Here is a 14,427-nt window from a genome sequence, read left to right on the forward strand (position 1 = left end):
TAGGAAATAAATATTTCTCATTTATATTTCATATCTCAATATGAAATGTATGTGACATTAACCAAATAAAGGCAATAAAAACAAGAAAACACTGATAACCATACAATTAACAGTGTTTTGGTTTTACCTACATTGGGTTGGTCGGGATTGGTCAGTTTTATTGCCTCGATACTGTTCAAATCTATTGTTAAGTTTATTAAGAAAATAAAAATATAAGCTCAGGATCTTTCTGGCTTTTTTATTCTAAATCTTTTCAGTCAATCATAAAATTTACCTTCCTTTTTTATATGCAAAAGCATATAATTATATCTTTTTCATTAAGATTATATGTAAAAGCATATAATTTCGTATATTTACTTAGAATTATATGCAAAAACATATAGTTTAATATTAATATAAGATGAAATCATTAGCAGAATTTGTTAAAGAACGAAGAAAAGAAGTTGGGCTTACACAAGAAGAGTTTGCCGACAGAGCTGGTGTTGCTTTAACCGTAGTACGAAAAATAGAACAAGGTAAAACCAAACTTAACATGGAAAAGGTTAACCTTGTCCTAGCTATGTTTGGACATGAATTAGCTCCTGTGAACAGTAAAACATTGAATGATGAGACAAGGTACGGTCTATTATAAAGATTATTTGGCAGGAACTATTACCGAAACTGATGAAGGTGATTATGTGTTTCAATATGATGCAACTTATATAGAAACCCATTCTTCTGAATTTATAACGTTTACTATGCCTGTTAGGAAAGAAGCTTATACTAATAATAAGTTATTTCCTTTTTTTGAAGGTTTAATCCCCGAAGGTTGGTTACTAGATATTGCATCAAAAAACTGGAAAATAAATCGAAATGATCGCATGGGATTATTATTAGCCTGTTGCCAGAATTGTATTGGGGCGGTAAGTGTTGTACCTAAAACTAATGACAATGAAGAATAGATGTTTATATTGTTATGAGCCTCTTGAAAATGACACTGATTTTCATGAAAAATGTTCTATGGATTTCTTTGGCACTACAAAACCTCCAATAATCCCCTACATTATAGACCAAATGGTGGAATTGGCAAAGAGTGTTGTTGAGCGTAGTGTTGCTGTACCTGGAGTACAGCCTAAATTATCCATGTCTTTGGTAAAGGAAACCCAAGAACAAGCTGATACACGATTAACTGTTGTGGGAGCACTTGGTGGCCAATATATATTTAAACCACCCTCCCATCAATTTCCGGAAATGCCGGAAAACGAACATCTGACTATGCGGATTGCAAAAGCTTTTGGCATACGGGTCGTGCCTTCAAGTTTGATAAAATTGGCTTCGGGTGAATTGTCTTATGTTACCAAACGTATTGACAGAACTGAAAAAGGGGAAAAAATCCATATGCTGGATATGTTTCAAATTACAGAAGCACATGAAAAGTATAAAAGCTCCATGGAAAAAGTTGGCAAAGCATTGGACAGTTATTCCAATAACACTTTGTTGGATAAAATCTTCTATTTTGAATTGGCAATCTTTAGTTTTCTAACAGGAAACAATGATATGCACTTGAAAAACTTTTCGATGATAGAGAGTCCTTCGGGTTGGGTATTGGCTCCAGCTTATGACCTACTTAATGTAGCTATCGTATTGCTGGAAGATACCGAAGAGTTGGCACTCACAATTGAGGGAAAGAAAAGAAAACTTAAAAAAGCCCATTTCGAGCATTTAGGACAAAGGCTTGGATTAACCGACAGACAAATACAAGGTGTTTTTAATCGTATGTTCAAAAATAAACCTAAAGCTATACAATGGATAGATAATTCTTTTTTATCAAATGACATGAAAGCTGCTTATAAGGATATTCTTGAAACAAGATACGAACGTCTCACTTAACGGGGCAAAGTGTTGTAGGTGGAAGTAATTTTATAAGAAAATTGTTAATTTACCTACTATTATAAATAATACATGAATGGGTTAAGTTTTCTTCCATGTAATATTTCATGATATTTATCTAACAAACAAAATATTGAAAAGCATAATTTACCAGTTAAGGGAAACTTTGATTAAATGATATTCTTCAAAATTGAAATGGAAATTGATAATTCTGAGCTAAGCGTAAAGTTACTTAGTGAAATGTTAGGAATAAACTCGACAAATCTATACCTAAAAGTAAAAGCGCTTACAGGTCAAACAGTAACAGAGTTTATAAGAAATATTCGTTTAAAACGTGCAGCTCAACTATTGAAAAAAGGAGGGCTAAATGTTTCTGAGGTGATGTATATGGTTGGTTTTACACATCACTCCTATTTTACTAAGTGTTTTAAAGACATGTACTTGATGAATGTAATTGTTTAAAGCTCGTGCTTCTTGAGAATTCCCTTTAACCTTGCCCTTGTTTTTATCCCAAAGTTTTTGGGATACGTTTCTTTTTAAACTGATTTCGGAACGCTTGCCATTAACAGTAATACGAAGAAAGATTAGGGCTTGGTCAGTCTTTTTGGAATTGAGACGCGTAAAGAATATTACGCCAAAGGTGAAATTTGTTTTCATTTTGAAAGTGTTTTGGTTGAACGATAGACTCGTAACACGAAAATCAAATCACTTTCAAAAAATTCTTATGTTTTGGTGAGCTCACCGAATCACTCACCTATTAACTCACTTTTGTTCTAAACGAGTTTGTTTATCAAACACAACCAATCCCTTTATTTATATAGTGTTTGGCTATTTTTTTGTGTTTTTGGTTTTATTTAAAACCTTAAAAAGTCGGGATGACAGGATTTGAACCTGCGACCACACGGCCCCCAGCCGTGTACGCTAACCGGACTGCGCCACATCCCGATTTTTATGATCGAATCATATATTATTTATCTTTTAGTGGCTTCTCTACTTTACAGAATCTACAGTGGTGCAATTTACCTTGTGCCAGTAGAACGGCCACATTCCAAATTTATCCATTTTGGAGATATCTAACAATACCTCTCTTTTTTATTTTCCGTTCTAACCGAACAGCTTCTGAACGGTTTGGACATATATATGTTTCAATCAACTTCCATGGAATACCCTTAGTGGTATATTTTTTCCCTCCTTGGTTGTGAATCGCTAAACGTTTAACAATATCTTTTGTTTGGCCTACGTAATATTTGTCTAGTGCTTCACTGTATAATATGTAAACAACATAACTCATTATATATCGACCATCACGCCTTTGGCGTGATACGCTAACCGGACTGCGCCACATCCCGATTTAATTATGGGCTTCAAAGAAAACACTTTTTGATATAATTACAAAACAAAAAACCAAAGCATTTTCATGCTTTGGTCCATATATAAAAAATCAAAATGCTTTTAGTTATATGTTGATGTTGAAACTTCAAATGAAGCATCCTTTGCCGCCAACCAACGTTCTGCATCTAAAGCAGCCATACAACCAGTTCCTGCAGCCGTAACAGCCTGTCTGTAAACGTGGTCTGCTGCATCGCCCGATACAAATACGCCCTCTATGTTCGTTTTAGAGGTTCCCGGTTTGTTGATGATATATCCCGTGTCATCCAACTCCAAATAATCCTTAAAAATATCTGTATTGGGCTTATGTCCAATAGCTACAAAGAATCCTGTTGCCGGAATCTCTTGCTTTTCATTGGTCTTATTATTGAACACCCTAACACCTGTAACCACTTGCCCGTCGCCCAATACCTCATCGGTCTCAGTATTAAACAATATATTTATGTTTGGCGTATTCTTAACTCTGGCTGCCATAATTTTAGATGCCCTAAATTCATCACGTCTTACCAACATGGTTACTTTAGTACATAACTTGGATAAATAGTGAGCTTCTTCACAGGCACTATCACCAGCACCAACTATAACGACCTCCTGATTCCTATAAAAGAATCCATCACAAACCGCACATGCCGAAACACCGCCTCCTAATTTTAGATACTTCTGTTCTGATTCCAATCCTAAATACTTGGCTGAAGCCCCTGTTGATATAATGACCGTATCACAATGAATTTCTTTTGTGTCATTCACCCACACTTTATGGACCCCTCCTGAAAAATCAACTTTAGTCACCCAGCCATCACGGATATCGGTTTCAAAACGTTGTGCCTGAGCCTGTAGTTGCATCATCATTTCCGGGCCTGTTACTCCCTCTGGATACCCTGGAAAATTTTCTACTTCATTGGTCGTTGTCAACTGCCCTCCTGGTTGTGTGCCTTGGTATAAAACAGGGTTCATATTGGCCCTTGCAGCATAGATAGCTGCCGTATAACCTGCTGGCCCTGAACCTATAATTAAACATTTTACCTTTTCTATTGTATCAGCCATAATTCAATTTATTTAATTTGAGCAAAAGTATAGTTTTTGGCCTTAATTTTAATTATAAGTTATCAACAGTTTTTATCTGCTTATAGTAGTTTCTTATTGGCTTTTTAGATTTATGAGTTATTTTTTGTAACTTGTAGATAACTAACTACATATCTTCTAATCTTACCAACTATGAAAAATTATTTTTTTATCCTCTTCATTTTGCTACTGTTTTCATGTAAGGAGAATTCAAATACAGACTCCACAAATCATAATTCTGAAGTATCCAATGAAAAACCTCTTTCCATGCAAGGCGCATGGGAGTTGATTAGCTACTTTAATTACAGAAGTGATGGCTCTATTGATACAATTAAATCTTCAAATACACTTAAACAAATTAAAATGTATTCTCCTACCAAGGTCATGTGGTCCAGATTACGTGTTTCAGATTCTTTAGATTGGTTTGGATATGGTGATTACACTGCAAATGATAGTGTTTTAACCGAAGTTCTAGATTATGGCTCGAAAGCTATGAATAATATTATAAAAGAAAATAAAGAGTTTACATTTAAACTCATCTTAGAAGAAAACAAATTTTCTCAAATTAGCCTGGATGAACAAGGGAACCCTATGTTTGCAGAAAACTACAAACGAATAGAGTAACTGTTTGCACCTAGAAATCAATTAAAACAGCTATTTAAGCCTTTATAAAAAGATAAACCTATATTCATAACATATTTATTACAAAACTTGGAATAGTTACCTTAATAGCCTGCAACAAAAAAGAGGTTAAGGGGTGCTTATTTGAACTTTATAATAGTTAAAATAAGGTTTCATTAGAATAAAACCATTACAAGTAAATGAACATATAAATACCTTATTTTTCTCAATTCATTCAGAAAGCCTTATGAATTAATATTTGGTCATTTTATTAATAACAGATTACATCATTTTTTATAAATTGAAGCCTATCAAAATTAAAACACATGAAAATGACGCTTACAACTGTTCTTATTTTAATTCTTATAGGTATTCTAACTGGTGTTTTTAGTGGCTTACTAGGAGTGGGTGGCGGACTGATTATGATTCCCATGTTTGTATTCTTTTTAGGATTTTCACAACACATGGCACAAGGTCTTAGCCTAGCGGTAATGCTTCCCCCTGTTACATTTTTAGCTGTTTTGAATTATCACAAAGCAGGTGCAATAGATTGGAAAATGGCTTTAATTGTTTCTGTGTTATTTATGATTAGTGGCTATTTTGGTTCAAAATTAGCGCTTAGAATAGACCAAGCTTTTCTTAAAAAGATTTTTGGGGTCTTTATTATTCTGGTAGGCATTAAAATGATTCTTGGAAAATAAAATCAACAACTATTGTATTTTTTTATTGATTGAAGCAAAAACATGCTTAAAATAATCTAAACCATAAGGAACAAAGCTAAATGAATCGGTTTTAGATTCTATTTTTTTAATTAATTCTGAAATTAATATCAATTGGATTCCTGCAACTTCTTCGACCTGAATTTGTAATTTTTCAATAGGAACCGTCAACTCTGCCACATACATATAATGGTATTCCCTATCTATATAATCTTTATGATGCCTGAAATCTGTGGCATAATTTCCTATAAACGTTAAATCACTGGCTATTATATGGAAGCCGACCTCTTCACCTACTTCTCGTTGAGCAGCTAACAACACATCTTCTCCCGCTCCAATATGGCCAGCTACAGATACATCCCAAGTATTGGGAAACTCTTTTTTTGTGGCTGCCCGTTTTTGTATTACAACCTCACCTTGTTTGGTATAAAGCCAAACATTAATACACTTATGCCAATAGCCTTTGGCATGTGCTTCAGACTTCATACAGGTTTTTCCCGTTGCTTTTCCCTCTCTATCAAGTATGTCAACTAATTCATCCAAAACACACTAATTTAGAAGTTCCAGTACGCTCAAAACGGCACAATGGTCTGTTGCTTTATCATTACAGATGATTTTGGTATCCAAAACCCGCCAAGCATTCGCAGGTTTATATAACACATAATCTATTTTTGCACGAGGGGCATCAGAAGGCATGGTTGGTTGAAAATCGGGCAATGAAGGTTTCCAGACACTAAAAAGAATTTTCATGGTTTCACTCTCTGGCTTCGCATTTAAATCGCCTGCCATAATCATAGGTACATTCTCTTTTGCAAATAATCCGTTAATTGTATTTGCTTGATTTATTCTATCGGTTTCATCTTTAGTATGGTCTAGGTGCGTTCCAATAAACTTAATGGTATCGCCACTTTTAATGACAACATTTACTTCTAAAGCAGCCCTAGGCTCCTTACCCTCCCTAGCAGGTAAGGCATGGTTTTTAGTTGAGAGAAATGAATACTTAGACAAAATACCTTCACCATACTCACCACCATCAAAAGCCATAGCTTTACCAAAAATGGCCTGCATCTTGGTACGTAAGCCTAACTCGGTGACCAAATCGACACCTAAAACACGATTGGTTTTAAAATCAACCTCCTGTAATGCTACTAAATCTGGTTGTTCATCGTTAATAACTTTGGCCAATAAATCAAAATCAAATTGTTTTTCGGCATTTACCGTTTCACCATGATATATATTGAATGTTAACACCCTGACTACTTTAGATGAATCTATTTGGGTTTGGGCATGTATACTTATACTTAGAATAAATAGGAGTTTAAAAATAATTTTTATTCGATTCATTGAAATAAAAATTTTTATAGTTTATGATTTTTTCTTTAGAATAAATAAGGCTCCAACACTTATAATTAGTAATAAACCTAATATGGAATACCAAATTATTTGGTTTGAAGTATTCCTTGTGCCTCCTTCAACTTTTGTTAATACTTTATGTTCAATTTCAGGGATATCATTGAATTCTTTATCTAAATCAACAACAATGGGCTCGAAAGAAATACCATCCGGAGTTTTAGGTGCTCTATTTTCAATAGCCAAAATACGGCTCATTTCAGTAAGTACCATAGGATTGTCAACATCAAATCCTAACCTATCGCTTAAATCTTGCCTTATATCTTTCGGCCAATCCAAAGGCACTTGATAACCCAACATCCATTTTCTATCCAATCCACATTCGCAATCTGCTCCTATAATGGATAGCAATTTATATAGCTTTTCACTTATAATACCCTCAAAATCAATTTGCTCTCCCATAATGCGTCCTTTAGCATATAAAATAAAAGCTATTGGTTTTTTGGGTACCTCATCCACCCCTAAACTCCAAAGTAACACTTTTTCATCTTCAAAATTGCTTTGCTCAATAACAGTCATATCTGGTCCCAGATCAACTTGCTTTGGCATATTGGGCATAATGTTTTCTATATGCTTACAAGTCTTTAAAATGTGTTGTTTAGCAAGTTGGTTAGCTTCTGCATCTCTACCTTCTATTAATAACACCGTAGCATAATTAACGGGAAGCTTTTCTTGTAACAGTTGCTGTATGGGTGAAGCCAATACTCCTGAAGCAATATTATTTTCATACTCTGCCGCAGATAAGGCCAGCATGCGTTTATTAATATCCACCAAAACATAAACAGGAAACCCTTTGTTTTGCGACTTTGCAAATGCAATAACCTGATTATCTTTTTCAATACTTGCATTTATAGCGTGTGTCTTTATATTGGAGCTTGTAAACCCTGCTGCTAATTGATTCGGAAAAGTAACTGTTTGACTATCTACACGATAAAGGATATAGGTTACCTTATTAAGTGCTGAAAACCCTATTTCCCTAATTGTATATCGACATGCTTCAACCTGTATTATATTGAACAGAATAGCTAATACCATTAAACTTATTTTATTTCTTACCATTATTTTGTTGTTACAAACGATATAACATATGGGCTCCTACACTTTGTTTAACCATATTTGGACCCTCAATTAGCAAATCATAATCTGAAGGGCCTTCGGTCACAAAGTGATCAATTTGTACAGCGTGCAATCCTTTTTGTAAAGCAAAAACCTGGCTTTCTTCATTATTTCCCCGACTTTCAATTACCGCATCATGAAACTGAACAAAATTATAACTTCTAGATGATTTACTCGACAAAATATACATACCATCAACAGGAATATCTATAAACCCACTAAACCTTAAAGCACACTTATTACTGTTTTCATAAGGTGTAACCTGTATTTGATTAACAATCGCTTTTGTTTTAGGGGTTAACTCTTCCAGTTTGGGTATATCCTTAAACTCGCTTTGTTCCTTGTAATAATATCTTGAAATTCCTTGCTGGGCTTCAATCTGCACAGCTGGTTTTAGTTTTGGAATTAACATTTCAAAATTAGTTTCCTTACTTTCAATTACACCATTGCTTTCTTTCCAAAAGGTTTTAGCCTTTACCATACAATTTTTAGAATACTGGACTGGGCTAGTGTATAAAGGTGAATTTATAGTTGGTTCTGTTCCATCGGTAGTGTAATGTACTGCTCCTGTAGCTCCTGTTTTTTCAATATAAAACTCCCATTTTCCATTTAATAATTGGGGTATTTCAACTATTTTCGGTTCAGGTCTTGCTTTTTCAAATGTTTTTGTTCTACTATAACTAATCTCCTTACCGTTCTTTTCTACATATATAATGGCCTTTAATGTAGTGGTTTTATGTAATGGTATTACCTTTTTATATAATGTTGATGACCTTGATGGCGTGCTACCATCTGTTGTGTAATATATATTTTTATTAGATGTATCCCTTGACTTTATTTCCACTGAAACGGAATCCATAAAAATTCTATCTCTATAAATAAACGTTATAGGTGCCCTTGATTTTGGAGCAAATACCATTGAGGTTTCCAACCAATTACCACAACTACAGCCTCCACCCGCTTCAGGTGACAATACCATTCCCTGTGCCGGTATGGTACTTATCCAACAATCTGGACGCAAACGATCCCATTGTGAAAACTTCTCGGTGTCAAAATTATATTGCGTTACACTACCTCCCCTATAAAAAACAGATTGTTCGGTTAAAGCGTAAGATGCACAGCCATGTCCTGCTTTCGGAACTTCCTTGTCCATAAGCTTACCTGTATCTAGATAATACATTGCGGGTTTAACTATTAGGCGATTATTAACTATAGCAGGTTTAGAATAATGGCCTCCATGATGTGTGTCAAACCATGGTTGTTTTTGTTCCCAGTTTAGTTCACCGGTAATATTGTTGAAATTGTAAATGTAATAATAGCCTGCATTTGCCGTTAATAATACATTTTGGTCTTTACTTGCTGCCATATAAATATTAGTTATACCTGGCATTACATTTATAGAATGATTAAGCAATTCTTTTCCAGAGTTAACATCTAAAACAACCAAATATAAATTTTTAAAAATAGTTGGGTCTGCCCTAAATTCCTTAGTTAGCTTAAAATCAGGATTTTTAGAGACTATAAAACTAATTTGGTTTCCATTTATTGTGATTGTTGGATTTATAATGAACGTGTTTGGTTTTTCATAAACCCAAACATCATTAAGTTTGTCTTTATCTTTTGCGAACAAGGAATAACTTACCACCTTATCCGATAATGGTCCCGATACACTGTCATACCATCCCTCGTTTCCATAATAATTGATATAAGCACTATTTTTTGGAACTGAGGAACCAATAATTAAATTCTTATTAGAACTTATGTATCCCCAATCATTAACAGAATTTACCTTACTATTAACTACTGGTATAATGGCCTTAATATTTCCATTATCACTATTTATTTTAAGCAAATTATGCTTTACTGCAGCATAAATGAAGTTATCGTCAGCCGACCAATTACTACAATCCTTAAGAACATTCATTCTATTAAAAAAAGGAATTTCCTTAGACCAAAAAATGTTACCATTGTATGCATCAACAGCAACAATGCGATCCCTCCCTTGTACAAACATCTTTCCGTTTACAGCCAATGGCGACGGTTTACGTCCGCTCCTATCGGTTTGAAAACGAGGTCCAGGGCGACCCATCCATTGGATTTCAAAATCCTCTGTACCTGTTGATCCCCAAAGACTTTCTCCTCCAAAAGCAGTGTTGTCGGGCAACCCATATTGATGGGTCCACGTACCGGTAGCTTCATATGGTGCTTTTTTTAATACATCAAAATCGTTGGTATGAGTAACTCCTACCTGCCAACTATTCTCAGCCTTTTCCAACCAATCTCCATAATCTTTGCCTCTCTTATCAATAAGGGTATATCCATTAGGTTTTGTTAATCGAATAGCTTCATTGGCACTAAGGTTATCATTATTAATAATCACAAGATCAGCTATATCGGCTGTAATAGGTAGATTGTCCATATCTGTAACATGTTGTACTTCAATTTTACCTCCATAAACTCCTGTTTTTTGAACTTTTCTCCTAAGCTCTTCTACAAGATCCTTGGAATCATCAAAAAGAAACACCTTCACACCCTTAATTTGAGCAATAGTTTGTGCGGTTGATATGTTTTGAGCTCCAAAAACAATAGCTATAGATTTACTATTATTAATTAAGCTTTTTACTTTTGAAAGAAGTTCCCTATCCATTGATTCCTCAACTGCTTGAAAAGATAATGTGTTTTCATAATTAAAGAAATTATCGAATTCAAACACCTGTGTTTCAGAATCTTCATGTTTAATTTGATAAGAATAGATAAAGTCCTTTTTAAGACTATCTACTATTATTTTATGCTGTTTTGAAGAAACTGTTGCCTTAATTTCTTTTTCTGAAACGCCATCAGACCATAAAACTGAAGGCATCGTAGTATCGTAAGTTTCAAAATGTATTGCCACCGAAGTAGGAGATACAGTATTAACAAAAGGTCCAGCCTGAAGTGACAAGGTAGGATTCACTTGCTTTAATTTATCAGCTACTGGCTTATCAAGTACTGGGTTTTTGTTACTATTTTCAGCCAATAGTTTATTTTCAGTCTTACCATTTCTAAAACAATATATTCTACCTTCACCAGTACTGGCAAACAAGGCATCATCTGCCACAGCTAGAGCATACACCACGCCCCTAACTGGCGCTTTCCATAAAGGCAGTCCATTTTTAGTGCTTACGGCATAAACGGTGTCTGTAGCACCCACAAAAAGCCTATCTCCTGATTCAATAATGCGATGGGCTCTATAATTATGCTTTATCCAAATCACTTTTTTTGAGGTTCTACTATACGCCGACAGGGAATTATCGGTGAGGATATAGCTGATACTATCCTTAACCACCATTTCCTTTCCGTTTTTAAAGGACATAAAATCTGCTTTTGTACCCTTATCTTCTGGTGGATTTTCAGCGAAATCCCCTATGGTTTCCGTTATGCTTTTATATCTGGAGGTTTGAGCATGTACAATATTCTTTTCAGGAGTTACTAAAACAAAGCAACCACCTGTACCAGCAATTTGACCTTTACTTTCTCCATTAAACTTATTAAAAAACATAGGAGATATACGTCCTTGAGGTTGAATTAGTTTCTCTCCTGTTGAAGCCATAGCGCCTTCAAGTGTCATATTTTCAAAAACCTTCACGTAGGTACCTTCTCCTTCGGGCTTTCCGGTTTCAGCATTTATAGCACAAAAGTATGAGTCTTTCCAAGGGAGTAAAGAGGCTCCAAAATAAGCAATACCATCTTCTATCAACACACCCGTACGTATTGGCCAAAATGAAATTAAAGATCTATTATTAAGTACTTTGCGTGCTTCCTTATCTGAAGGCGAATAACTCCAAACCAAATTTCCGTTAGTCGCTTTAATACAATATACAAATCCGTCGTCTGAACCAAAATACAAACGATTATTATGAAAAGTAGGGGCTATCCGTATTGGCCCTCCCGTTGTGAAAGTCCATAATTCTTTACCTGTTTTGGTGTCTAAACAGTGTATGGCATGGTTTGAAGTTGAGCCATAAAACAATCGGTTTCCAACAATAATGGGATAATATGACAGGTCGTAATCTCTCATAGAGGGCAAAGGACCACTTTTGGCATAGGTATCCTCTTTTGCTGGGCCATACCAAGCTGGCACTGGCAATTGAGAAGCATTGTATTCCCATGCTTCACCTAAAGTCTTTAAATCCAACTGGATGGTACCATTACCACTTCGGTAATTATCTCTCTTAAACTGTGGCCAGTCTTGATCTGGATTGATTTGTATGTTGTTTTCACAATTTGCAACCAACAACAAGCAACATAATAGGCCTATTGTTTTCTTTAATTGTTTAAATACTGATTTCATGTTTTAACTTTATTGTTTTTTAAGTTCACATGGAATATCCCAATTATTATTCCGCCTGGATGATTAAAATCAATATTGGAAGTCTCATATGTACTTTGGTATCTATTTTTATATAAGTTGTCCCTTTTGTAACCTAATGGTTCTTGTGGCATAGTTATCGGCAAGATGGCCATGCGTGACCATAATTACCGTTCCTCCTTTTTCTTGATATGCTTTTAGATAATTCATAACCTCAATTGTATTTTTCTCATCCAAATTTCCAGTAGGTTCATCAGCTAATATTAATGATGGATTGGTAATTAAAGCTCTTGCTAAGGCAACTCGCTGCCTTTCACCTGCACTTAACTGAGCGGGCTTATGGTAAAGCCTATCTAAAATCCCAAGTTGTTCCACCATTTTCAATACCGCTTCTTCGGTTATGGTAACAGTATTTAAACTGTTTGAAACCATAATATTTTCCTTCACATTAAGATATGGTAGTAAATGATAAGATTGAAATACAAATCCAACATGTTTGGCTCTATAGACATTTCGTTCATGTTCAGATAATTTAGCTATATCACTATAGTTGACTATGACTTCTCCTGATGAAGGTCTTAGCATCCCACCCATAATAAATAATAGTGTAGATTTACCGCTACCGCTCTCCCCTTTTATCAATACAAACTCAGACGCTTCAACTTTTAAATTTATATTTTTTAAAGCTAATACTTGATTTTTACCAGAACTGAATTGTTTACTTATGTTTTTTACCTCCAACATCATCTATTCTTTTAAAAGTTCAGCTGCATCCCTGTTTACTGCCCATAGCACTGGTAACAATGAAGATAATGACGAAAACAAAGGTCCAATTATAACAGCCAAAAACAATAATATATAATTGGGAGTGATATAATCCTTGGCAATACTAAATACATTTGGACCAATTTGATAGGACAACAAAGTCCCAACAATAAAGCCTATAATGGCTCCTAAAAAACCTATTAATAGCGCCCTTAAAAAAAACAGTTTACTAACCTTAAAACCACTAAACCCTAGGGCCCTCAGGATACCTATTTCGGAAGTACGCTCTCTAACATTCGTCATGGTTACCGAACCTAACCAAATCACACAAATGAATAAAATAATTGGGAATAGATACATGAAGTATTTATCAATCATTTTTCGTTGTTTCTCTCGGGCTTCTGCAACACTATTTTTCATAATAACATCGGCTTCCGGAGCTATTTTCTGAAGTTCATCCCTCAACTCGCCCAAAGGATTACCATTTTTGGTAGAACACATACAGTTTATAGCCATAACCTCATTAATACGCCCTTCCATATGAACTAATTCTTGCAGGGTTTGTAAATTTAAAAACAGGCGTACATCGTCTTCACTACCCGATTCGGTTAATGTTTTTGATATTTCAAAATCTTTTCCCAAAACACCTATGGTATCGCCTTGGTTAAGATTGAATTGTTTTGCTATTTCGTAACCTACATACACCTTATCCATGTCAATGGCAAAAATCATCTTGGATTTTTTTGCACCTGATGGCTCTCGTTCTTCGCTAGCTATGCCCGTTAAGATTATGTCCTTACCTCTGAACTGAATGCGTTTATGCAACGTTGCAGTTAGATGTGCATAATTAACCGACTTTTGTTCTACAAGCTTATCTACTACCTCTTGGGACATACTTAAGTTGGAATACCCATCAACCCAAAATTGATTTTTATCGGTTCCTCCAGGTATAATGCGTACATTGAAACCCATATCCCTTGTGAGGCGTATGGTTTCCTTTTGTGATGCACGGGTCATGGTATAGAAAAAAACTACCAAACCTACAATGGTGACCATTCCTAAAAGTCCCATTAAAAAATTGAACTTTCTATGTACTATTTCGTGTAAAATTAACTTCAATACGCTTTA

The 14,427-nt window shown here is 34.9% G+C and carries 15 protein-coding genes and 1 tRNA gene; 6 read left to right on the forward strand and 10 right to left on the reverse strand.

Going from position 1 to position 14,427, the window contains the following annotated elements:
* Window positions 1-400 precede the first annotated feature (400 nt).
* From K7G79_RS03165 to K7G79_RS14765, 4 genes are all read left to right on the forward strand, one after another.
* Complete coding sequence (locus tag K7G79_RS03165; protein WP_223549070.1) at window positions 401-631, forward strand: type II toxin-antitoxin system Y4mF family antitoxin; 231 nt, start codon at window positions 401-403, stop codon at window positions 629-631.
* Entirely contained in the window at window positions 606-941 is a 336-nt protein-coding gene (locus K7G79_RS03170) for a HipA N-terminal domain-containing protein (RefSeq protein WP_223549482.1), read from the forward strand. Before K7G79_RS03165 ends, K7G79_RS03170 begins: the two co-directional genes overlap by 26 nt.
* Window positions 931-1,869, forward strand: a complete 939-nt coding sequence (locus K7G79_RS03175) for a HipA domain-containing protein (protein ID WP_223549072.1) — start codon at window positions 931-933, stop codon at window positions 1,867-1,869. Before K7G79_RS03170 ends, K7G79_RS03175 begins: the two co-directional genes overlap by 11 nt.
* Before the next feature lie 240 nt (window positions 1,870-2,109).
* Complete coding sequence (locus tag K7G79_RS14765) at window positions 2,110-2,331, forward strand: helix-turn-helix transcriptional regulator (RefSeq protein WP_223549484.1); 222 nt, start codon at window positions 2,110-2,112, stop codon at window positions 2,329-2,331.
* On the opposite strand, the gene K7G79_RS03185 is transcribed toward K7G79_RS14765, so the two are convergent.
* The 4 genes from K7G79_RS03185 to trxB all read right to left on the reverse strand — a co-directional run bounded on the left by K7G79_RS03185 (window position 2,233) and on the right by trxB (window position 4,302).
* On the reverse strand, window positions 2,233-2,526 hold the full coding sequence (locus K7G79_RS03185; protein WP_223549090.1) for an Arm DNA-binding domain-containing protein: 294 nt from the start codon (window positions 2,524-2,526) through the stop codon (window positions 2,233-2,235). The two genes, K7G79_RS14765 and K7G79_RS03185, sit on opposite strands and share 99 nt — an antisense overlap.
* 213 nt (window positions 2,527-2,739) lie before the next feature.
* A tRNA-Pro gene (locus K7G79_RS03190) sits at window positions 2,740-2,814 on the reverse strand.
* A 109-nt stretch (window positions 2,815-2,923) separates the two neighbouring features.
* Entirely contained in the window at window positions 2,924-3,214 is a 291-nt protein-coding gene (locus tag K7G79_RS03195) for a GIY-YIG nuclease family protein (RefSeq protein WP_223549092.1), read from the reverse strand.
* Between the two features lie 107 nt (window positions 3,215-3,321).
* A complete protein-coding gene (gene trxB, locus K7G79_RS03200) occupies window positions 3,322-4,302 on the reverse strand; it encodes a thioredoxin-disulfide reductase (protein WP_223549094.1) in 981 nt (326 codons plus the stop codon).
* A 171-nt stretch (window positions 4,303-4,473) separates the two neighbouring features.
* Here trxB and K7G79_RS03205 point away from each other — a divergent pair, with 171 nt between their 5' ends.
* The gene (locus tag K7G79_RS03205; RefSeq protein ID WP_223549096.1) at window positions 4,474-4,944 is read left to right on the forward strand and encodes a hypothetical protein; all 471 of its coding nucleotides are present in this window, start codon (window positions 4,474-4,476) and stop codon (window positions 4,942-4,944) included.
* Between the two features lie 323 nt (window positions 4,945-5,267).
* The gene (locus K7G79_RS03210) at window positions 5,268-5,642 is read left to right on the forward strand and encodes a TSUP family transporter (RefSeq protein WP_370634185.1); all 375 of its coding nucleotides are present in this window, start codon (window positions 5,268-5,270) and stop codon (window positions 5,640-5,642) included.
* 9 nt (window positions 5,643-5,651) lie between these two features.
* On the opposite strand, the gene K7G79_RS03215 is transcribed toward K7G79_RS03210, so the two are convergent.
* The 6 genes from K7G79_RS03215 to K7G79_RS03240 all read right to left on the reverse strand — a co-directional run bounded on the left by K7G79_RS03215 (window position 5,652) and on the right by K7G79_RS03240 (window position 14,418).
* Window positions 5,652-6,203 carry an NUDIX domain-containing protein gene (locus K7G79_RS03215; protein ID WP_223549097.1) on the reverse strand — a complete coding sequence of 184 codons (552 nt, stop codon included), beginning with the start codon at window positions 6,201-6,203 and terminating at the stop codon, window positions 5,652-5,654.
* 6 nt (window positions 6,204-6,209) lie between these two features.
* A complete protein-coding gene (locus K7G79_RS03220; protein WP_223549099.1) occupies window positions 6,210-7,004 on the reverse strand; it encodes an endonuclease/exonuclease/phosphatase family protein in 795 nt (264 codons plus the stop codon).
* Window positions 7,005-7,025: 21 nt separating this feature from the next.
* The gene (locus K7G79_RS03225) at window positions 7,026-8,129 is read right to left on the reverse strand and encodes an LPXTG cell wall anchor domain-containing protein (protein WP_223549101.1); all 1,104 of its coding nucleotides are present in this window, start codon (window positions 8,127-8,129) and stop codon (window positions 7,026-7,028) included.
* Window positions 8,130-8,139: 10 nt separating this feature from the next.
* The gene (locus K7G79_RS03230) at window positions 8,140-12,516 is read right to left on the reverse strand and encodes a PQQ-binding-like beta-propeller repeat protein (RefSeq protein WP_223549103.1); all 4,377 of its coding nucleotides are present in this window, start codon (window positions 12,514-12,516) and stop codon (window positions 8,140-8,142) included.
* A 108-nt stretch (window positions 12,517-12,624) separates the two neighbouring features.
* A complete protein-coding gene (locus K7G79_RS03235) occupies window positions 12,625-13,281 on the reverse strand; it encodes an ABC transporter ATP-binding protein (RefSeq protein ID WP_223549104.1) in 657 nt (218 codons plus the stop codon).
* The gene (locus K7G79_RS03240) at window positions 13,282-14,418 is read right to left on the reverse strand and encodes an ABC transporter permease (protein WP_223549105.1); all 1,137 of its coding nucleotides are present in this window, start codon (window positions 14,416-14,418) and stop codon (window positions 13,282-13,284) included.
* Window positions 14,419-14,427 lie beyond the last annotated feature (9 nt).

This window comes from Aestuariivivens sp. NBU2969 (assembly GCF_019931125.1).
GTDB classification, from domain to species: Bacteria; Bacteroidota; Bacteroidia; order Flavobacteriales; family Flavobacteriaceae; genus Aestuariivivens; species Aestuariivivens marinum.

Coding starts and splice junctions, on each gene's coding strand:
- K7G79_RS03165 (WP_223549070.1), top strand. CDS start 401: ATGAAATCATTAGCAGAATTTGTTAAAGAACGAAGAAAAGAAGTTGGG.
- K7G79_RS03170 (WP_223549482.1), top strand. CDS start 606: ATGAGACAAGGTACGGTCTATTATAAAGATTATTTGGCAGGAACTATT.
- K7G79_RS03175 (WP_223549072.1), top strand. CDS start 931: ATGAAGAATAGATGTTTATATTGTTATGAGCCTCTTGAAAATGACACT.
- K7G79_RS14765 (WP_223549484.1), top strand. CDS start 2,110: ATGTTAGGAATAAACTCGACAAATCTATACCTAAAAGTAAAAGCGCTT.
- K7G79_RS03185 (WP_223549090.1), bottom strand. CDS start 2,526: ATGAAAACAAATTTCACCTTTGGCGTAATATTCTTTACGCGTCTCAAT.
- K7G79_RS03195 (WP_223549092.1), bottom strand. CDS start 3,214: ATGTGGCGCAGTCCGGTTAGCGTATCACGCCAAAGGCGTGATGGTCGA.
- trxB (WP_223549094.1), bottom strand. CDS start 4,302: ATGGCTGATACAATAGAAAAGGTAAAATGTTTAATTATAGGTTCAGGG.
- K7G79_RS03205 (WP_223549096.1), top strand. CDS start 4,474: ATGAAAAATTATTTTTTTATCCTCTTCATTTTGCTACTGTTTTCATGT.
- K7G79_RS03210 (WP_370634185.1), top strand. CDS start 5,268: ATGAAAATGACGCTTACAACTGTTCTTATTTTAATTCTTATAGGTATT.
- K7G79_RS03220 (WP_223549099.1), bottom strand. CDS start 7,004: ATGAATCGAATAAAAATTATTTTTAAACTCCTATTTATTCTAAGTATA.
- K7G79_RS03225 (WP_223549101.1), bottom strand. CDS start 8,129: ATGGTAAGAAATAAAATAAGTTTAATGGTATTAGCTATTCTGTTCAAT.
- K7G79_RS03230 (WP_223549103.1), bottom strand. CDS start 12,516: ATGAAATCAGTATTTAAACAATTAAAGAAAACAATAGGCCTATTATGT.
- K7G79_RS03235 (WP_223549104.1), bottom strand. CDS start 13,281: ATGATGTTGGAGGTAAAAAACATAAGTAAACAATTCAGTTCTGGTAAA.